The 20153-nt window shown below is 51.7% G+C and carries 16 protein-coding genes, 1 tRNA gene and 1 pseudogene; all 18 read left to right on the top strand.

The window, feature by feature from the left end; translation table 11 throughout:
• Positions 1-419: pseudogene (gene tuf / locus AB9F29_RS20425) on the top strand (elongation factor Tu); the annotation flags it as partial.
• A gap of 164 nt (positions 420-583) precedes the next feature.
• Positions 584-1252, top strand: a complete 669-nt coding sequence (locus AB9F29_RS20420; protein ID WP_369757042.1) for a CatB-related O-acetyltransferase — start codon at positions 584-586, stop codon at positions 1250-1252.
• A gap of 105 nt (positions 1253-1357) precedes the next feature.
• Positions 1358-1433: transfer RNA gene (locus AB9F29_RS20415), tRNA-Trp, on the top strand.
• A gap of 202 nt (positions 1434-1635) precedes the next feature.
• On the top strand, positions 1636-2577 hold the full coding sequence (locus AB9F29_RS20410) for a hypothetical protein (protein ID WP_369757041.1): 942 nt from the start codon (positions 1636-1638) through the stop codon (positions 2575-2577).
• 37 nt (positions 2578-2614) lie between these two features.
• Positions 2615-2869 (top strand): preprotein translocase subunit SecE, encoded by a 255-nt coding sequence (gene secE / locus AB9F29_RS20405; protein WP_369757040.1) that lies wholly within the window; start codon positions 2615-2617, stop codon positions 2867-2869.
• Between the two features lie 185 nt (positions 2870-3054).
• Positions 3055-3588 carry a transcription termination/antitermination protein NusG gene (gene nusG / locus AB9F29_RS20400; RefSeq protein WP_039003437.1) on the top strand — a complete coding sequence of 178 codons (534 nt, stop codon included), beginning with the start codon at positions 3055-3057 and terminating at the stop codon, positions 3586-3588.
• A 124-nt stretch (positions 3589-3712) separates the two neighbouring features.
• Positions 3713-4138, top strand: a complete 426-nt coding sequence (rplK, locus tag AB9F29_RS20395; RefSeq protein ID WP_039003438.1) for a 50S ribosomal protein L11 — start codon at positions 3713-3715, stop codon at positions 4136-4138.
• A 2-nt stretch (positions 4139-4140) separates the two neighbouring features.
• Positions 4141-4839 (top strand): 50S ribosomal protein L1, encoded by a 699-nt coding sequence (gene rplA, locus AB9F29_RS20390; RefSeq protein WP_039003439.1) that lies wholly within the window; start codon positions 4141-4143, stop codon positions 4837-4839.
• 249 nt (positions 4840-5088) lie between these two features.
• Positions 5089-5604 carry a 50S ribosomal protein L10 gene (gene rplJ / locus AB9F29_RS20385; RefSeq protein ID WP_335586677.1) on the top strand — a complete coding sequence of 172 codons (516 nt, stop codon included), beginning with the start codon at positions 5089-5091 and terminating at the stop codon, positions 5602-5604.
• A 69-nt stretch (positions 5605-5673) separates the two neighbouring features.
• The gene (gene rplL / locus AB9F29_RS20380) at positions 5674-6048 is read left to right on the top strand and encodes a 50S ribosomal protein L7/L12 (RefSeq protein WP_039003441.1); all 375 of its coding nucleotides are present in this window, start codon (positions 5674-5676) and stop codon (positions 6046-6048) included.
• A 244-nt stretch (positions 6049-6292) separates the two neighbouring features.
• The gene (gene rpoB / locus AB9F29_RS20375) at positions 6293-10429 is read left to right on the top strand and encodes a DNA-directed RNA polymerase subunit beta (protein WP_039003442.1); all 4137 of its coding nucleotides are present in this window, start codon (positions 6293-6295) and stop codon (positions 10427-10429) included.
• A gap of 50 nt (positions 10430-10479) precedes the next feature.
• A complete protein-coding gene (gene rpoC / locus AB9F29_RS20370; protein ID WP_369757039.1) occupies positions 10480-14730 on the top strand; it encodes a DNA-directed RNA polymerase subunit beta' in 4251 nt (1416 codons plus the stop codon).
• A gap of 145 nt (positions 14731-14875) precedes the next feature.
• Positions 14876-15688 carry a glycosyltransferase gene (locus AB9F29_RS20365; protein WP_335586679.1) on the top strand — a complete coding sequence of 271 codons (813 nt, stop codon included), beginning with the start codon at positions 14876-14878 and terminating at the stop codon, positions 15686-15688.
• On the top strand, positions 15688-16602 hold the full coding sequence (locus AB9F29_RS20360; RefSeq protein ID WP_369757038.1) for a DMT family transporter: 915 nt from the start codon (positions 15688-15690) through the stop codon (positions 16600-16602). The genes AB9F29_RS20365 and AB9F29_RS20360 overlap by 1 nt, the downstream gene beginning before the upstream one ends.
• A 377-nt stretch (positions 16603-16979) precedes the next feature.
• Positions 16980-17351, top strand: a complete 372-nt coding sequence (gene rpsL / locus AB9F29_RS20355; RefSeq protein WP_039003445.1) for a 30S ribosomal protein S12 — start codon at positions 16980-16982, stop codon at positions 17349-17351.
• 12 nt (positions 17352-17363) lie between these two features.
• On the top strand, positions 17364-17834 hold the full coding sequence (rpsG, locus tag AB9F29_RS20350; RefSeq protein ID WP_039003446.1) for a 30S ribosomal protein S7: 471 nt from the start codon (positions 17364-17366) through the stop codon (positions 17832-17834).
• 25 nt (positions 17835-17859) lie between these two features.
• On the top strand, positions 17860-19977 hold the full coding sequence (gene fusA / locus AB9F29_RS20345) for an elongation factor G (protein ID WP_335586681.1): 2118 nt from the start codon (positions 17860-17862) through the stop codon (positions 19975-19977).
• A 57-nt stretch (positions 19978-20034) separates the two neighbouring features.
• A partial coding sequence (locus AB9F29_RS20340) for a GTP-binding protein (RefSeq protein ID WP_369756319.1) occupies positions 20035-20153 on the top strand: 119 nt, incomplete at its 3' end.

The following is a 20153-nucleotide window of genomic DNA, read 5'->3' as shown; positions in this document are numbered from 1 at the left end:
GTACTGGTGTTGAAATGTTCCGCAAACTGCTTGATCGCGGTGAAGCTGGTGACAACATTGGTGCGCTTCTTCGCGGTGTTGACCGTGAAGGTGTTGAGCGTGGTCAGATCCTTTGTAAGCCAGGTTCCGTTAAGCCACACACGAAGTTTGAAGCTGAGGTCTATATTTTGACCAAAGAAGAGGGTGGCCGTCACACGCCGTTCTTTGCGAACTACCGTCCACAGTTTTACTTCCGTACAACGGACGTAACGGGCACAGTTACGCTTCCTGAAGGCACAGAAATGGTTATGCCAGGCGACAACTTGAAGTTCACAGTTGAACTGATCGCGCCCATCGCCATGGAAGCTGGCCTCCGCTTTGCGATCCGCGAAGGCGGCCGCACTGTTGGTTCCGGTGTTGTCTCTAAAATCATCGAGTAAGCATTAGCTGCTTGAGTTTGAAAGGGTCGCCTTCGGGCGGCCCTTTTTCGTTTAGAGCAACTCAAAAGCGACCTTCAGTTAGAGAAACAAAAATTTTCGGCGTGACAAGATGGGCGAACATACGGCATTTCTTGTTTGACGATTTACCCAACTAAAGGCTTTTCATGCCCTCTTCTTTTTTGCGTCCCGAAGCGGCGAACCCTGTAACCCTCCCCGATGGAACGGTTCTGGAAAACCTCGTTTATCTCAATCAGGTCATTGATCACCCCAATATTGAGATCGGGGATTACAGTTATTTCAACTCATTCCACCCCGTTGAGGATTGGGCGAGCGGCATTGCACCCTATCTTTATGCGGGTGCGCCTGAGCGCCTGACGATTGGTAAGTTCTGCCAGTTTGCACAGGGTGTGCTGTTTATTACGAGCTCGGCGAACCATCCGATGGGGGGTTTTGCAACCTATCCATTTGCGATCTTTAATCCTGAAACCATGGGCGTTTACGCACAAAACACGGAGGCATTTCAGGATACGCATATTGGCAATGACGTTTGGGTCGGGCATGACGCCAAAATCATGCCTGGCGTGAGTATTGCAGACGGGGCAATTATCGCCACTGGCTCGGTGGTCACGAATGACGTTGGCCCCTATATGATTGTTGGCGGCAATCCAGCAAAGCCCATCCGCGCCCGTTTTGAATCTGACGTGATTGATTCCCTGTTGGAGATTAAATGGTGGGATTGGCCGATTGAGGACATTCAACGTCACCTTCCTCTCATTGTCGGCGCGGATATTGGCGCTTTGAGGGCGGTTTCCGTTTCTAAGGCTGCGAAATAATCCGTCTTGAAAGATAAATTTGACCACACGGGCCGGAGATTGCTCGATTGTTGTAAATCGCTCTTGATTCCAATCGCTGGGTGCCGTACTTCCTGCGACGACTTTAGGGGTTTAGCTCAGTTGGTAGAGCATCGGTCTCCAAAACCGAGGGTCGTGGGTTCGAGCCCCTCAGCCCCTGCCAGGTCACCTTGCGTCTTACGCATTTTGGCCTGAAGAAAGTCAGAACGGTGAATGGATTTATGTCCTTCCCAGTGCCCTTCAGATTATTCGTACGGTGTTCCCGTTGAAACTTTAGCGAAGTCGGCTAAGGTGGGGCAGGTATCCTGAAGGCGGCAGCATGATTTTTAACTCGTTGAACCCCGTACCGCCGACATGGCGCCTATTTGGATCACATCCCATTGCCTGACATCCCTTCACAAAAACTCCGGATTTCCATGCATTTGGGCGCGCATAAAACCGCAACAACGCATCTTCAGCACTCGCTGGAAGCAAATGCGGACCTCTTGGCGCAATCCAAGGTGATATTCAGAGGGCCTTTAGATCTGCGCGGGCCGAAAAAATCGCTCCAGAGTCGGTTTGGGCTGCTTACAAACACACCCCCAAAATCTAAGGAATTGGCCGAACAAGAACTTTGGGCCTTGGCGGGCGGGGCCAATCGTTTGGTGCTCTCCGAAGAAAATTTTCTTGGTCCAATGTGGCGGATCAAAAAGGGGAGGCGCGTTCCCCCCCTTTATCCGAATTCCGACTCCCAGTTGGAAAAGCTTATTCCTTATTTCGGCGGCCGCCCGTTGTCACTTTTTCTTGCCGTCCGCAATCCCGCCGATTTGATCGCCTCAGCGTATTCGCAATCGCTCGTTGGCGGGAAGGCCGAACCTTTCAAAGATTTTTCCGAAGGGATGACATTTCACGACGTGCGCTGGTCAAACGTTGTACGGCGTCTTAGTCTTGTTCCAGAAGTGGCCGAGATTTATGTTTGGCGCTATGAGGATTACCCGGCCAACTTTGTACGTATCATGCGTAAATTGGTTGGATGGAAACTCGGCCAGCATGTTGAACCAATTGCCCGTCGAGTTCATTCAGGGATGTCGCAACGCGCGGTCGAGCAGGTCTTGCAACAGGCGTCGCCGACGGACAGCCGCGCCCAGCAACGCGAGATGGCAATTGCGGCACGATCCCTGTTTCCGACAGCGCCTGAAAATCCACGATACTCTCCTTGGTCGCAAAATGAGATTGAAGTGGCGGCCTCTGCCTATCGTTCGGACTTTGAAGATGTCTCGAAGATGGAGAAGGTCAAAGTGATAGGGGCGTGGCAGCCGCGCAAGTAACGCAAACCTCCTCGCGTGTCTTGCCAAGCGCCTCACCATGGCATATATCGCTTTCGTCGCATGTGGCGACGGCATAAAGGGCAGCATCATGGCAGCAAAACGCACAAATCCGCTTCAGTTCATTCAAGAAGTGCGCGGCGAAGGGGCGAAAATCACATGGCCAACACGTCGTGAGGTCGTTTTGACCACGGCGATGGTTATGGTGATGGCAACGCTCATGGGAATCTTCTTTTCCTTGGTTGATATGGCGATCCGCTCGGGTCTGCAATTTGGCCTTGGGTTCTTCGCATAAAAAAATCGCCTCAATTGGCTTGAATTCACTTGGTTTCAGGGATACTTGAGGCATCAACATCATGGCAGGCGTGCAGCGATTCGGGCTGCGCGCTGTTTTTTGTTCAGGGTTGGATCGCACTAACCCTTTAGAATTTATACATCTTTTGGGGTTTTCCCAAAAATTGAGACAAGGACTGTGGCAAAATGGCTAAGCGTTGGTATTCGGTGAGCGTCCTCTCGAATTTCGAGAAAAAGATCGCCGAAGCAATTAAACTTGCTGCTGCGGAAGCCGGTCTTGAGGAAGAGATCGAAGAAGTACTGGTACCGACGGAAGAGATCATTGAGATCCGCCGTGGAAAAAAAGTGACCGCCGAGCGTCGCTTTATGCCGGGTTACGTTTTGATTCGCATGGAGATGAGCGATGAGGGCTACCACCTTGTAACCTCGATCAATCGCGTCACAGGATTTTTGGGTCCGCAGGGGCGTCCGATGCCGATGCGCGACGCAGAAGTGAATCAGATTTTGAACCGCGTTGAAGAGGGTCTAGAGGCGCCACGTACCTTGATCCATTTCGAAACCGGCGAAAAAGTTCAGGTTACCGACGGTCCGTTCGAAGGTTTCGACGGCATGGTCGAGGACGTGGACGAAGCAAATGGTCGCCTGAAAGTGACCGTAAGTATTTTTGGCCGCGCGACACCGGTCGAGTTGGAATTCACACAGGTAACAAAAGATATCTAGTGTGTGGTGTGGGCCTTCGGGTGCACGAAATTGTGGGAGGGGACCTGAGCGCGCTCAGAAATCCGAACCACACAACCATAGTCCCGCAAACGCGTTTGCGGTGAGTTGAAGAAGGAGAGGCCCGATGGCCAAGAAGATTGCTGGCACTATGAAGCTGCAGGTTCCTGCAGGCAAAGCCAACCCAAGCCCCCCCGTGGGACCCGCGCTGGGTCAGCGCGGCATCAACATCATGGAATTCTGTAAAGCGTTTAACGCGAAAACAGCGGACCTTGAAGTTGGCGCCCCTTGCCCGACCGTGATCACGTATTACCAAGACAAATCTTTCTCGATGGAAGTTAAGACTCCTCCGGCGTCTTATTTCTTGAAAAAAGCTGCAAACATCACGTCGGGTGCGAAAACACCTAGCCGTGAAACTGTGGGTACTGTGACTGCGAAGCAAGTCAAAGAAATCGCAGAAGCAAAAATGAAAGACCTGAACGCAAACGACATTGAGTCAGCTATGCTGATCATCATGGGTTCTGCGCGTTCTATGGGTATCGAGGTAAAATAATCATGGCAAAGCTCGGAAAACGCACAACCGCGGCACGCGCGGCATTTGCTGGTAAAGCAAACCTCACAGTTGAAGATGCTGTTGCATTGGTGAAAGCCAGTGCCGTTGCAAAATTCGACGAAACAGTTGAAATCGCGATGAACCTTGGTGTTGACCCACGTCACGCTGACCAAATGGTTCGCGGTGTTGTTGGCTTGCCAAACGGCACTGGCAAAACAGTACGTGTTGCTGTTTTCGCACGTGGCCCTAAGGCTGACGAAGCAACGGCTGCTGGTGCAGACATCGTTGGTGCCGAGGACCTTATGGAAATCGTGCAAAGCGGCAAGATCGAATTCGATCGCTGCATTGCGACACCAGACATGATGGGTGTTGTTGGTCGTCTTGGTAAGATCCTAGGCCCACGTAACCTGATGCCAAACCCACGCGTTGGTACTGTGACTATGGACGTTGAAGCTGCTGTTAAAGCGGCCAAAGGCGGCGAAGTTCAGTTCAAAGTTGAAAAAGCTGGTGTGATCCATGCTGGTGTTGGCAAAGTGTCCTTCACTGAAGCGCAACTGATTGAAAACATTCGTGCTTTCGTTGATGCGGTTGCCAAATTGCGCCCGTCGGGCAGCAAAGGAACCTACATGAAATCGATCGCTGTCAGCTCCACAATGGGCCCAGGCGTGACTTTGAATGTTGAAAGCGCAACTGGCAACTAGGCCAGTCTAAAGAATTCCGCGGGGCAACCCGCAGAATGGTGGGGCCGCCGATTTGGCCCCATCCTGTCCGAGACGGAGGGTGGCTTCGGCCATAAATCCTTCCTGAGATGGGGAACGAGACAATTTTTCGAGGGGCAACCCTCGGGTGATCTGGCCTCGGGACCCTGAAATTGGACCCGAACGGCCCAATCCCACACTGGGGGCGGGTCAAACTGAGCCGGGGGGCAACCCCCAAATTTGGAGAAAACTGTGGATAGAGCACAAAAAGAACAGTTGGTCGACGAACTCGGCCAAATCTTTGACAGCTCTGGCGTTGTAGTGGTTTGCCGCTACGAAGGCCTCACGGTTGCTGAAATGCAAGACCTTCGCGCTCAAATGAGCGAAGTCGATGGGTCTGTTCGCGTTGCCAAAAACAAGCTCGCCAAGATCGCCCTTGAGGGTAAGCCATGCGCAAGCATTGCGAGCCTCCTCAATGGCATGACTGTTCTCGCCTACTCTGAAGATCCTGTGGCCGCGGCCAAGGTTGTTCAGGCATACTCCAAAGGGAATTCCAAACTGGAAATTCTCGGTGGTGCTATGGGTGAGACGGCACTGGACGTCGCTGGTGTTATAGCCGTTGCAGCGATGCCGTCACGCGAGGAGCTTATCGCTTCTATCGTTGGCTGCATTGGGGCACCTGCTTCCAACATCGCCGGGGCCATTGGCGCGCCTGCAAGCAATATCGCGAGCATCTTGTCTACAATTGAAGACAAGCTTGCTGCTTAAGCAACATGAGCCTTCGTGGGGATTGTCCTTACACGTTGGAACACAACTTAAACGAACGGAAACAGTATAATGGCTGATCTGAAAAAACTTGCTGAAGAGATCGTTGGTCTTACCCTTCTCGAAGCACAAGAACTGAAAACTATCCTTAAAGACGAGTATGGCATTGAGCCTGCTGCTGGCGGAGCTGTTATGATGGCTGGCCCAGCAGATGCTGGTGCAGACGCAGAAGAGCAAACAGAATTCACAGTAATTCTGAAATCTGCTGGTGCGTCCAAAATCGGCGTCATCAAAGAAGTCCGCGGCATCACAGGTCTTGGCCTGAAAGAAGCTAAAGACCTCGTAGACGCTGGCGGCAAAGCTGTCAAAGAAGGCGTTTCGAAAGAAGAAGCTGAAGACATCAAAGCTAAGCTCGAAGCAGCTGGCGCAGAAGTCGAAGTTAAGTAATTACGTCGGGCATTGCGCCCGAGTGATTGCAAAAATTGGCTGGATCCGGGGTTATTCCGGGTCCAGCTTATCGCGTCTTAGAAACGGTCTGCGGCACGCGGGCATTTCCTAAGAGGCGGTTCAATGGATCGGGCGGAGCCGGTGGGCCGGTTTCGAGAATAGATCCGAATTGTTTTGTTTTGCGATACGTCCTTGTTGCCCAGCTTGGATGTCTCTGCGAAAAATCTGAAAGGTGACCACGCACATGGCTCAATCTTACCTTGGCCAAAAACGGCTTCGCAAATACTTCGGTAAAATCCGCGAAGTTCTCGAGATGCCGAATCTTATCGAGGTTCAGAAATCCTCGTACGACTTGTTCTTGAAATCTGGTGATCAGCTTACGCCCCTCGACGGCGAAGGCATCAACGGCGTATTTCAGTCGGTTTTCCCGATCAAAGATTTCAACGAAACATCCATTCTTGAGTTCGTAAAGTACGAGCTCGAAAAGCCGAAATACGATGTAGAAGAATGTCAGCAACGTGACATGACTTACAGCGCGCCTTTGAAGGTGACGCTCCGCCTCATCGTGTTTGATATCGACGAAGATACAGGCGCGAAATCGGTTAAAGACATCAAAGAACAAGACGTGTTCATGGGCGATATGCCTTTGATGACACCGAATGGTACCTTTGTTGTCAACGGTACCGAGCGCGTAATCGTTTCGCAAATGCACCGCTCACCCGGCGTGTTCTTTGACCACGACAAAGGCAAAACCCACTCCTCGGGTAAACTTTTGTTCGCGTGCCGGATCATTCCTTACCGTGGGTCTTGGTTGGATTTCGAATTCGACGCCAAAGATATCGTGTTCTCACGGATTGACCGTCGTCGCAAATTGCCTGTGACCACATTGCTTTATGCTTTGGGCATGGATCAAGAAGACATTTGCAACGCGTATTATGATACTGTGAACTACACGCTTAAGAAGAACAAAGGTTGGGCAACCAAGTTCTTCCCAGAGCGCGTACGTGGCACACGTCCGACTTATGATCTGGTTGACGCGAAAACCGGTGAAGTGATTGCCGAAGCTGGCAAGAAGATCACGCCTCGCGCCGTGAAGAAACTTGTTGAAGACGCTGCCGTTACTCAGCTTCTTTTGCCGTTCGAGCAAATCCTGGGCAAGTTTGTTGCACGAGACATGATCAATGAAGAAACTGGCGCGATCTATGCCGAAGCTGGCGATGAGTTGGCGTTCGAGTACGATAAAGCTGGCGAAATCACGGGCGGTTCTTTGCAGGAACTTCTTGATGCGGGCATCACCGAGATCCCCGTTCTTGACATCGATAACGTCAATGTTGGGCCTTACATCCGCAACACAATGGCGGCAGATAAAAACATGGGTCGCGACACAGCGCTCATGGATATCTACCGTGTGATGCGTCCTGGCGAGCCACCCACCGTTGAAAGCGCGAGCGCGTTGTTTGACACATTGTTCTTTGATAGCGAACGTTATGATCTCTCGGCCGTTGGTCGTGTGAAAATGAACATGCGTCTTGATCTGGATGCGGATGATTCCATTCGTACCCTGCGCAAAGAAGACATCGTTTCCTGTATCAAAGCGCTTGTTCAATTGCGCGATGGCAAAGGCGACATCGACGACATTGACCACCTCGGCAACCGTCGTGTGCGTTCTGTTGGCGAATTGATGGAAAACCAATACCGTGTTGGCCTGTTGCGCATGGAACGTGCGATCAAAGAGCGGATGTCTTCCGTTGAGATCGACACTGTCATGCCACAAGACCTGATCAATGCGAAACCAGCGGCTGCTGCGGTGCGTGAATTCTTCGGCTCTTCGCAGCTGTCGCAGTTCATGGACCAAACCAACCCGCTCTCGGAAGTCACGCACAAGCGTCGTCTTTCTGCGCTTGGGCCTGGCGGCTTGACGCGCGAACGTGCGGGCTTTGAGGTTCGTGACGTTCACCCAACACACTATGGTCGTATGTGTCCAATTGAGACTCCAGAGGGTCCGAATATTGGTCTGATCAACTCGCTGGCGACTTTTGCCCGCGTGAACAAATACGGCTTTATCGAAACGCCTTATCGCAAGGTTGTCGACACCAAAGTGACTGACGAAGTTCAGTACATGTCGGCTACCGAAGAGATGCGTCACACAGTTGCGCAAGCAAACGCGCAGCTCGATGACGAAGGCAAGTTCAAAAACGACCTCGTGTCGGCACGTCAATCTGGCGAGTATACATTGAGCCCAGCGGCAAACATCGACTTGATCGACGTTTCGCCAAAACAGCTGGTCTCGGTTGCGGCTTCGCTTATTCCGTTCCTCGAAAACGATGACGCCAACCGTGCCTTGATGGGCTCGAACATGATGCGTCAAGCCGTTCCTTTGCTACAGGCTGAAGCGCCTTTGGTTGGGACCGGTATTGAGGAAGTGGTTGCACGCGACTCCGGTGCTTCGATCATGGCGAAACGCCAAGGTATCGTTGACCAAGTTGATGCGCAGCGTATCGTTGTTCGTGCGACGCATGATCTTGAACTCGGCGATGCTGGCGTAGACATCTATCGTCTGCGTAAGTTCCAACGCTCAAACCAAAACACCTGTATTAACCAACGCCCGTTGGTAAAAGTAGGCGATATTGTCGGCAAAAACGAAGTTATTGCTGACGGCCCGTCCACGGATATTGGCGAATTGGCTTTGGGTAAAAACGTGATTGTCGCGTTTATGCCTTGGAATGGCTACAACTACGAAGACTCCATCCTGATCTCAGAGCGTATCGTTCGCGACGACGTGTTTACTTCGGTTCACATCGAAGAATTCGAAGTTGCCGCACGTGATACAAAGCTTGGTCCTGAGGAAATCACACGCGATATTCCAAACGTTGGTGAAGAAGCGCTGCGCAACCTCGACGAGGCTGGCATTGTTTACATCGGCGCAGAAGTTCATCCCGGTGACATCCTCGTGGGTAAAATCACGCCGAAGGGCGAAAGCCCAATGACGCCTGAAGAAAAGCTTCTTCGCGCGATCTTCGGTGAAAAAGCCTCTGACGTACGTGACACTTCGTTGCGTGTGAAGCCGGGTGATTTCGGGACTGTTGTTGAAGTGCGTGTTTTCAACCGCCACGGCGTTGAAAAAGACGAACGTGCGTTGCAAATCGAGCGTGAAGAAGTCGAACGTTTGGCGCGTGACCGCGACGACGAGCTGACAATTCTTGATCGCAACATCTATCAGCGTCTTAAATCTATGGTTCTGGGTAAAACCGTTGCCAAGGGTCCGAAGGGCGTTAAGCCTGGGTCCGAAGTAACCGAAGATCTATTGGGCATGTTGTCCAAGGGTCTATGGTGGCAGCTCGCACTTGAAGATGAAGAAGCAGCAAAAATCATCGAAGCTCTGAACGCGCAATACGACGTGCAGAAAAAGATGATGGAAGCGCGCTTCGAGGATAAAGTCGAGAAAGTGCGCCGCGGCGATGATTTGCCTCCGGGTGTGATGAAGATGGTTAAAGTCTTTATTGCTGTGAAGCGTAAGCTTCAGCCAGGTGATAAAATGGCGGGTCGTCACGGGAACAAAGGTGTTATTTCCAAGGTTGTCCCTATGGAAGACATGCCGTTCCTCGCGGATGGTACGCCAGTTGACTTCTGTTTGAACCCACTGGGTGTGCCTTCGCGGATGAACGTTGGTCAGATCCTTGAAACCCACATGGGTTGGGCGAGCCGTGGTTTGGGTATCCAAATCGACGAAGCGCTTGGTGAATATCGTCGTTCTGGCGATATGACTCCTGTTCGGGACGCGATGAAGTTTGCTTATGGCGATGATGTCTATGACGAAGGCATCGCCGACATGACTGAAAAGCAATTGTTGGAAGCTGCGGGTAACGTTACCGGCGGTGTGCCAATCGCGACACCGGTTTTTGACGGCGCCAAAGAGGCGGATGTTAACGACGCGTTGACGCGGGCTGGCTTTGACACTTCTGGTCAATCGGTTCTGTTTGATGGTCGTACAGGCGAGCAATTCGCCCGTAAAGTGACCGTGGGTATGAAATACCTGCTCAAACTGCATCACCTCGTGGACGACAAAATCCACGCACGTTCAACTGGGCCTTACAGTCTTGTCACGCAGCAACCTCTGGGCGGTAAAGCTCAGTTCGGTGGCCAGCGTTTCGGGGAGATGGAAGTCTGGGCACTCGAAGCATATGGCGCGGCTTACACGCTGCAAGAGATGCTGACCGTGAAATCCGATGACGTTGCCGGACGGACGAAAGTCTATGAAAGCATTGTCAAAGGTGAAGATAATTACGAGGCCGGTGTGCCCGAAAGCTTCAACGTGCTTGTCAAAGAAGTCCGGGGCCTCGGCCTCAACATGGAACTCCTGGATGCGGAGGAGGATGAGTAGGGCCCCGTGCCTTACTCCTCCCACCTTCCCCTGATTATAAGGAACGCAAAATGAACCAGGAACTTACAAATAACCCGTTTAACCCGCTCACACCCCAAAAGACTTTTGACGAGATCAAAGTTTCTTTGGCGAGCCCGGAACGGATTCTCTCGTGGTCTTACGGCGAAATTAAAAAGCCTGAGACCATCAACTATCGCACGTTCAAACCAGAACGTGACGGTCTTTTCTGTGCGCGTATTTTTGGCCCGATCAAAGACTACGAATGTCTTTGCGGCAAATATAAGCGCATGAAATATCGCGGCGTTGTCTGCGAGAAATGTGGTGTTGAAGTTACGCTTCAAAAAGTGCGCCGTGAGCGCATGGGCCACATCGAACTTGCAGCACCCGTTGCGCACATCTGGTTCCTCAAGTCGTTGCCATCGCGCATCGGCCTGATGCTGGATATGACACTGCGCGATCTTGAACGTATTCTCTACTTTGAAAACTACGTTGTGATCGAGCCGGGCCTCACCGACCTCACTTATGGTCAATTGATGTCCGAAGAAGAGTATATGGACGCCCAAGACGCGTTCGGTATGGATGCCTTCACTGCCGGTATTGGCGCTGAAGCGATCCGTGAAATGCTCTCCTTGATCGACCTTGAATCCGAGGCCGAAACACTTCGTGCTGACTTGGCCGAAGCAACGGGTGAGTTGAAGCCAAAGAAGATCATCAAACGCCTTAAAATCGTTGAGAGCTTCCTTGAGTCCGGCAACCGTCCTGAGTGGATGGTTATGACGGTGATCCCAGTGATCCCGCCAGAGTTGCGCCCCTTGGTTCCGCTTGATGGTGGCCGTTTTGCGACGTCCGACCTCAACGATCTGTATCGTCGTGTGATCAACCGTAACAACCGTTTGAAACGCCTTCTTGAGCTGCGTGCGCCCGATATTATTGTGCGTAACGAAAAACGTATGTTGCAAGAATCCGTTGATGCGTTGTTTGACAACGGCCGTCGTGGTCGTGTGATTACTGGGGCCAACAAGCGTCCTTTGAAATCATTGTCTGACATGCTCAAAGGTAAGCAAGGTCGTTTCCGTCAAAACCTTTTGGGTAAACGCGTCGACTTCTCTGGCCGTTCGGTAATTGTGACCGGTCCTGAGTTGAAACTGCATCAATGTGGTCTTCCCAAGAAGATGGCGTTGGAGCTGTTTAAACCGTTTATCTATTCGCGTCTTGAAGCCAAAGGCCTGTCTTCCACTGTGAAGCAAGCCAAGAAACTCGTGGAAAAAGAACGTCCCGAAGTTTGGGACATCTTGGATGAGGTTATTCGGGAACACCCCGTCATGCTCAACCGCGCGCCTACGCTTCACCGTCTTGGTATCCAAGCGTTTGAACCGATCCTGATCGAAGGGAAAGCTATTCAGCTTCACCCCCTCGTTTGTTCGGCCTTTAACGCTGACTTTGACGGCGACCAAATGGCGGTTCACGTTCCTTTGAGCCTTGAAGCACAGCTTGAAGCACGTGTTTTGATGATGTCCACGAACAACGTTTTGTCGCCCGCCAACGGTGCGCCAATTATCGTTCCATCGCAGGACATGATCTTGGGCCTTTATTACATCACTCTCATGCGTCAAGGCATGATTGGTGAAGGCATGGCCTTCGCGGATGTGGATGAGGTTCAACACGCTCTTGATGCTGGTGTCGTTCACTTGCACTCCAAAATCATCGCGCGGGTTCCGCAAATCGATGAAGAAGGCAACGAGATCATGGTGCGGTTTGAAACCACACCTGGTCGTGTTCGCCTCGGTGCGCTTTTGCCGAAGAATGCAAAAGCACCGTTTGAGTTGGTGAACAACTTGCTGAGGAAGAAAGACGTTCAGAAAGTCATCGACACGGTCTACCGTTATTGCGGTCAGAAAGAGTCAGTTATCTTCTGTGACCACATCATGACCATGGGTTTCCGCGAAGCGTTTAAAGCGGGCATTTCCTTTGGTAAAGACGACATGGTTATCCCAGATACAAAATGGGCAACCGTTGACGAAACACGCGATCAAGTGCGTGACTTTGAACTTCAATATATGGACGGCCTGATTACTCAGGGCGAGAAGTATAACAAAGTTGTCGATGCTTGGTCCAAGTGTAACGACAAAGTCACTGATGCGATGATGAACACCATTTCCGCTCTGAAAATTGACGAAAATGGCGCTGAAATGGAGCCGAACTCGGTTTACATGATGGCCCACTCTGGTGCGCGTGGTTCGGTCACTCAGATGAAACAGCTCGGCGGGATGCGTGGTCTTATGGCCAAGCCGAACGGCGACATCATCGAGACACCGATTATCTCGAACTTTAAAGAGGGCCTCTCGGTTCTTGAGTACTTCAACTCTACCCACGGTGCGCGTAAAGGTCTGTCTGATACCGCGCTTAAAACGGCGAACTCGGGTTATCTGACACGTCGTTTGGTGGATGTTGCACAGGATTGTATCGTTCGCGAACATGACTGTGGAACGGAATTGTCTATTACGGCTGAAGCGGCTGTAAAAGACGGTGAAGTTGTTGCAAGCATCGCTGAGATTGTTCTTGGGCGCGTTGCTGCGGAGGATGTCCTGAAACCAGGCACCGACGAAGTGATCGTTTCCAAAAACGAAGTCATCGACGAGCGTAAATCCGACCTTATCGAAGCTGCTGGTGTGGCAACGATGCGGATGCGCAGCCCGTTGACTTGTGAGGCTGAAGAAGGCGTCTGCGCCATGTGTTACGGTCGTGACCTTGCACGCGGTACCTTGGTGAACCAAGGCGAAGCGGTTGGTATTATTGCGGCGCAATCCATTGGTGAGCCTGGTACACAGCTAACAATGCGGACGTTCCACATTGGTGGCGTTGCACAGGGTGGTCAACAGTCGTTCCAAGAAGCCAGCCACACAGGCAAAGTCGGGTTCAAGAACGAGCTTCTGCTTAAGAACTCCTCGGGTGAATCGATTGTTATGGGCCGCAACATGCTTCTCACAATCGAGGATGAAAGCGGCGTTGAGCTTGTAAGTCACAAGATCAGTTACGGTTCGAAAATCCACGTTAAAGCGGGTTCGAATGTTACCCGTGGCGATAAGCTGTTTGAATGGGATCCCTATACGCTCCCAATCATTGCCGAAAAAGCGGGTACTGCGAAATTTGTTGACCTCGTAAGCGGTATTTCCGTGCGCGACGAGACCGATGACGCAACAGGCATGACACAGAAAATCGTTATCGATTGGCGTGCTGCACCTAAAGGCAACGAACTCAAGCCTGAGATTTTCATCATTGGTGAAGATGGTGAACCGTTGCGCAATGATGTGGGCAACCTTGTTTCCTATCCAATGTCGGTTGACGCTGTTCTCTCGATCGAAGAGAGCTCGGAAGTTCAAGCGGGTGATGTGATTGCGCGCATTCCACGTGAGGGTGCGAAAACCAAGGACATTACCGGTGGTCTGCCACGGGTTGCGGAACTCTTTGAGGCACGTCGTCCCAAAGACCACGCGATCATCGCAGAAATCGACGGCTTTGTTCGTTTCGGTCGCGACTACAAAAACAAGCGTCGGATCTCGATTGAGCCAAAAGACGAGAGTCTGGAGCCAGTGGAATACATGGTTCCAAAAGGGAAGCACATCCCAGTAGCCGAGGGCGATTTCGTCCAAAAAGGCGACTACATCATGGATGGCAACCCTGCGCCGCATGACATTCTTGCAGTTATGGGTGTTGAAGCTCTTGCCAACTATATGGTCGAGGAAGTTCAAGAAGTTTACCGTCTCCAGGGCGTGAAGATTAACGATAAACACATCGAGGTTATCGTTCGTCAGATGCTCCAGAAATGGGAAATTCTGGACAGCGGTGAAACCACATTGCTCAAAGGCGAGCACGTGGATAAAGCCGAGTTTGATGCCGCAAATGCCAAAGCGGAGGCCGCTGGTCGCCGTCTTGCATCTGGGGAACCCATCCTTCTTGGTATCACCAAAGCGTCGCTTCAAACGCGTTCGTTCATCTCGGCGGCGTCCTTCCAAGAGACAACCCGCGTGCTCACCGAGGCTTCGGTCCAAGGCAAGCGCGACAAACTGGTTGGCCTCAAAGAGAACGTCATCGTGGGCCGCTTGATCCCTGCTGGCACCGGTGGTGCCACGCAACAAGCGCGTGCCATTGCTGTTCAGCGTGACAACGTGGTTCTGGAAGCCCGCCGCGCGGAAGCCGAGCAGGCAGCCGCAATTGCTGCCCCTGTGGTGCCCAAGGACGTGATCGGCGGCGATGTGTTCTCAACACCCGCTTCCGAGACCGAAGAAAGCCGCGACTCTTAATAAAGTCCGACTAGCAAATTAAATTGGGCCCCTGCGTTTACCAACGCGGGGGCCTTTTCCGTTTATCGCCGCTTGGTGCTAACTTTGGGCTGGGAAAATCGAAAAGGCAGGCCTAGGTTGTCAAAAAACAACCGCGAGATCGCCCATGGCTCAGGACTACAACAATCAAGTGATCGGTCTTGTTCGGTTCTCGTTTCCGGCGCTGTCGGGCTTTTCTAAGGGCGGTGATGATCTCAACGAACTTGAGGCGTTTCTCTATGATCCTGAGAGGCTTGAACGCCGGTTTTATTTGTTCGAAAAGCTTTGCCTGCCGTCTTTACTTGCGCAAACCGACCCCGATTTTACGTGCGTCTTCCTTGTGGGGAACAGCCTCCCGCTAGCGGCAAAAGACAACCTTAAGGCGCTACTTGCTCCGCTCTCGAACGCACGGATCGTTGCGCGTGAGAGTGAACACAATTATGCGGCCATTCGCAAAGTCTATGACAGCATCCCTCAAGACGGTTTTAGCCACCGGACGAGTTTTCGGCTGGATGATGATGATGCGGTCTCCAATGATTATATCAAACGCCTAAAGCGAACGGCGCGGAAGTTAGAACCCCTTTGCAAACCGAAGCAACCTATTGCGCTTTCCTTCAATCGAGGGTTTTACGTTCAGATTAAAAACGGCGAAAATCGCATTTTTGACGCCTGCGAACGCACACCTTTATCGGTTGGCTCGGCACTTTTCGCCCAAGCGGGGCACCCCGAAAATGTCTATGCCCGCAATCATCGTTTTCTCGGTCAATTCTTTAATCTTTATTCCGATGTCTCGGAACCAAATTTCATTCGCGCAATCCATCGGGACAATGACAGCGATCCGGTGATTGTCGGACATTCAAACAAGCTCTCCAACGCGGAGATCAAGACGGGTATCGATACGCATTTTCCGATCCCTTTTGACACATTACAGGACCTCTAATGTACGAGTCTACGCAGGGTGAAAATTTACGCGGCGCCGCGATGATGAGCGCTTCGATGGCGGGCTTTACGGTGAACGATGCGTTCATGAAAGTCCTGCTAGAGGATATGCCATTTTATCAAGGCTTGTTGATTCGAGCTGTGATTGTCGGGGTGATGATTGTCGCATTTGCAAAGTTCACAGGAGGACTAGACCTTCGTTTGACCCGCCGCGATAGCTGGATCGTTTTTTGGCGGACCGTCGGTGAAGTTTCTGCTTCTTTCCTTTTCATAACGGCCCTCATGCATATGCCTCTGGCCAACACCACGGCTATTATGCAATCGCTCCCCTTAACTGTCGCCCTCGCAGGGGCCCTCTTTTTCAGGGAGCCGCTTGGTTGGCGTAGACTGACTGCGATTTTTGCTGGGTTCTGCGGGGTGATGCTCATTGTCCGGCCCGGGACTGATTTCAATTTCTATGCGCTCTATGCCTTGGGGGCGGTCTTTGCCGTGACGTTACGCGATCTTGCGTCACGCCAACTTTCCCCCACCGTTAGGACCTTGCCCGTTATATTTTTTGCGACCATCGGGAATGCGGGCTTAGGATTCGCTCTGTTTGTTCTAGGGGGAGGTGCCTCGGAGCCTTGGCAGGACATCGGAGCCCAACAGGTTTTCTTGCTCGTAGGAGCGTCGGCATTCTTGGTTGTCGGGTATGCGTTTTCCGTGAGTTCGATGCGGGTAGGAGCCCTCGCGGTTGTGACACCTTTTCGCTATACGGCGATCCTCTTTGCGCTTATCCTTGGGTTTGTGGTGTTTGATGACTGGCCAGATACGTTCACGCTTATTGGGGCGGGAATCGTTGTGTTATCTGGGCTGGTGACATTGTTCAGGGAACAACTTGCCGCGAAGCGGGCGCGCTTGGCCTTAAACCGATGAGAATTCGATCCGGTGGGAATGCGCGTTTGCGAACAGAAAAATCGTGGGGCAAATTACGTGCATCCCACGATCTCGGCGAAAAATTGGCCTCGTTTTCGCATTGGGTAGGAATCGCGCTGACCTGTGTTGACAATGGCGGCGACTCCCCATAAATAGCGCCTACTTGGCATGGGTGTATTCCCGATTTGCCGTATTCAAAACCGAAGTGGTCACGATCCGGGCCTTATTGCTCCGATCCTCTGAATGCCCACCGCGTCGTTCCCACACTGGGGATGGATGTGGTTTTTTTGCGTTTTGTGCACGGGATGTGCCTATGAGCCATACGGGGCGTCGTCCCGTTTTGAAATTTTGTGTTGCAACACGGGGAAATAACCGGAATGCCAACTATACAACAGCTGATCCGCAAGCCGCGCCAGCCGAAAGTAAAGCGTCAGAAATCCATGCACCTGCAGGCTTGTCCTCAGAAGCGTGGCGTCTGCACACGTGTCTATACAACGACACCAAAGAAACCAAACTCTGCTATGCGTCGCGTCGCCAAAGTGCGTCTGACAAATGGTTTTGAGGTCATTAGCTACATCCCGGGTGAAGGTCACAACCTTCAGGAGCACTCTGTTGTTCTTATCCGCGGCGGTCGTGTAAAAGACCTTCCGGGTGTTCGCTACCACGTTCTGCGCGGTGTGCTGGATACCCAAGGTGTTAAAGATCGTAAGCAACGTCGTTCGAAATACGGCGCTAAGCGTCCTAAATAAAGGGAGACTGAGATGTCCCGTCGTCACGCCGCTGAAAAGCGCGAAGTTCTTCCAGACGCTAAGTTTGGGGATAAAGTTCTTACCAAGTTCATGAATAACCTCATGATCGATGGTAAAAAATCCGTTGCTGAGAGCATTGTTTACAACGCGTTTGATCGCGTTGAAGACAAGATCAAACGCGCACCTGTAGAAGTGTTCCATGAAGCACTCGAAAACATCAAACCTTCCCTCGAAGTGCGTTCGCGCCGCGTGGGTGGTGCGACGTATCAGGTGCCTGTTGATGTGCGCCCTGAGCGCCGCGAAGCACTTGCGATCCGTTGGTTGATCACGTCTGCGCGCAAGCGTAACGAGAACACAATGGAAGAGCGTCTTGCTGGTGAGTTGTTGGATGCGGTTAATAACCGTGGCACAGCCGTCAAAAAGCGCGAAGATACCCACAAAATGGCCGAAGCGAACAAAGCTTTCAGCCATTACCGCTGGTAAACCCTTAGGGCTTAGGACCAACATAATGGCACGCGATTATCCCCTCGACAGATACCGCAACTTCGGCATCATGGCGCACATCGACGCAGGTAAAACAACCTGTTCCGAGCGCATCCTGTTTTATACAGGCAAGTCCCACAATATTGGTGAGGTGCACGATGGTGCGGCCACTATGGACTGGATGGAGCAAGAGCAAGAGCGCGGTATTACTATTACTTCGGCTGCAACAACGACGTTCTGGGAGCGCACCGAAGACGGTGACAACCCAGACGGCGAAAAGCACCGGATGAACATTATCGACACACCAGGTCACGTTGACTTCACAATCGAAGTTGAGCGTTCCTTGGCTGTTCTCGATGGTGCTGTTGCGGTTCTGGACGCGAATGCGGGTGTTGAACCACAGACTGAAACTGTTTGGCGTCAGGCTGACCGTTATAAAGTTCCGCGCATTGTTTTTGTCAACAAAATGGACAAAATCGGCGCGGACTTCTTCAACTGTGTTCATATGATCGAAGATCGTACGGGCGCTGTTGCGGCTCCAATCCAAATCCCAATCGGTTCAGAAACCGAACTCGAAGGCTTGGTCGATCTTGTGACCATGGAAGAGTGGGTTTGGGAAGGTGAAGACCTTGGCGCATCTTGGGAAAAACGCCCAATCCGTGCTGAACTTCTTGAGTTGGCGACTGAATGGCGCGGCAAACTGATTGAGATTGCTGTCGACATGGATGACGCGGCAATGGAAGCTTACCTCGAAGGCAATGAGCCTGATGTTCCAACCTTGCGTCGCCTTATTCGCGCAGGGACTTTGGCCATCAAATTCATTCCCGTTCTTTGTGGTTCTGCGTTCAAAAACAAAGGCGTTCAGCCTCTGTTGAATGCTGTGATCGACTATCTTCCATCCCCGATGGACGTTGTGGATTACATGGGCTTTAGACCAGGTGACGAGACAGAAACCCGTAATATCCCGCGTCGCGCGGATGATAATATGGCGTTCTCGGGACTTGCGTTCAAAATCATGAACGACCCCTTCGTTGGTACACTGACGTTCACACGCATCTACTCTGGTGTGTTGAACAAAGGTGACAACCTTCTGAACTCTACGAAAGGCCGCAAAGAGCGCGTCGGTCGTATGATGATGATGCACTCCAACGATCGCGAAGAGATCCAAGAAGCATTTGCGGGCGACATTATCGCGCTTGCAGGCCTCAAAGATACAACAACGGGTGACACTCTGTGTTCCGTTGCTGATCCAGTAGTTTTGGAAACGATGACGTTCCCAGAGCCTGTTATCGAGATCGCGATTGAGCCTAAAACAAAGGCTGACCAAGAAAAAATGTCGACTGGCCTTGGCCGTTTGGCAGCTGAGGATCCTTCCTTCCGCGTTGAGACTGACCTTGAGTCCGGTCAAACAATTATGCGCGGCATGGGCGAGCTTCACCTCGATATCCTCGTGGACCGTCTTAAGCGTGAGTTTAAGGTTGAAGCGAATATCGGTGCTCCACAAGTTGCCTACCGCGAGACCATTGGCCACGAAGTTGAGCACGTTTACACCCACAAGAAACAGTCGGGTGGTTCGGGTCAATACGCTGAAGTTAAACTACAGATCATCCCAACTGAGCCGGGCGAGGGTTACTCCTTCGAAAGCAAAGTCGTTGGTGGGTCTGTTCCGAAAGAATACGTACCGGGTGTTGAAAAAGGCATTAAATCGGTTATGGATAGTGGCCCCCTTGCTGGCTTCCCCGTGATCGACTTTAAAGTCATTCTTATCGAGGGTAAGTACCACGATGTTGACTCCAGCATCCTCGCATTCGAAATCGCTGCACGTATGTGTATGCGGGAAGGTATGCGGAAAGCTGGCGCGAAATTGCTTGAGCCAATCATGAAGGTCGAAGTCATCACTCCAGATGAATACACTGGTAGTGTTATTGGCGATCTGACATCGCGTCGTGGTCATATTCAAGGGCAAGATACACGCGGTAACGCGATCGCTATCGATGCTTTCGTCCCATTGGCTAACATGTTCGGCTACATCAACAATTTGCGCTCAATGTCTTCGGGCCGCGCAAACTTCTCGATGCAGTTTGACCATTACGAACCAGTACCGTCGAATATCTCGGAAGAAATTCAGGCGAAATTCGCCTAATCGTAATTGCGGGTCAGATTTTATTCTGACCCGCTCACTAACCACTAGGAGAGCCTCATGGGTAAGGAAAAATTCCAACGTAACAAACCGCATTGTAACATTGGTACAATCGGCCACGTTGACCACGGTAAGACGACTTTGACAGCTGCGATTACGAAGCAGTTTTCGGACAACTT

Source organism: Falsihalocynthiibacter sp. S25ZX9, assembly GCF_041205405.1.
GTDB classification, from domain to species: Bacteria; Pseudomonadota; Alphaproteobacteria; order Rhodobacterales; family Rhodobacteraceae; genus Falsihalocynthiibacter; species Falsihalocynthiibacter arcticus.
This window is presented reverse-complemented; position numbering and strand designations above follow the sequence as displayed.

Coding starts and splice junctions, on each gene's coding strand:
- AB9F29_RS20420 (WP_369757042.1), top strand. CDS start 584: ATGCCCTCTTCTTTTTTGCGTCCCGAAGCGGCGAACCCTGTAACCCTC.
- secE (WP_369757040.1), top strand. CDS start 2,615: ATGGCATATATCGCTTTCGTCGCATGTGGCGACGGCATAAAGGGCAGC.
- nusG (WP_039003437.1), top strand. CDS start 3,055: ATGGCTAAGCGTTGGTATTCGGTGAGCGTCCTCTCGAATTTCGAGAAA.
- rplK (WP_039003438.1), top strand. CDS start 3,713: ATGGCCAAGAAGATTGCTGGCACTATGAAGCTGCAGGTTCCTGCAGGC.
- rplA (WP_039003439.1), top strand. CDS start 4,141: ATGGCAAAGCTCGGAAAACGCACAACCGCGGCACGCGCGGCATTTGCT.
- rplL (WP_039003441.1), top strand. CDS start 5,674: ATGGCTGATCTGAAAAAACTTGCTGAAGAGATCGTTGGTCTTACCCTT.
- rpoB (WP_039003442.1), top strand. CDS start 6,293: ATGGCTCAATCTTACCTTGGCCAAAAACGGCTTCGCAAATACTTCGGT.
- rpoC (WP_369757039.1), top strand. CDS start 10,480: ATGAACCAGGAACTTACAAATAACCCGTTTAACCCGCTCACACCCCAA.
- AB9F29_RS20365 (WP_335586679.1), top strand. CDS start 14,876: ATGGCTCAGGACTACAACAATCAAGTGATCGGTCTTGTTCGGTTCTCG.
- AB9F29_RS20360 (WP_369757038.1), top strand. CDS start 15,688: ATGTACGAGTCTACGCAGGGTGAAAATTTACGCGGCGCCGCGATGATG.
- rpsL (WP_039003445.1), top strand. CDS start 16,980: ATGCCAACTATACAACAGCTGATCCGCAAGCCGCGCCAGCCGAAAGTA.
- rpsG (WP_039003446.1), top strand. CDS start 17,364: ATGTCCCGTCGTCACGCCGCTGAAAAGCGCGAAGTTCTTCCAGACGCT.
- fusA (WP_335586681.1), top strand. CDS start 17,860: ATGGCACGCGATTATCCCCTCGACAGATACCGCAACTTCGGCATCATG.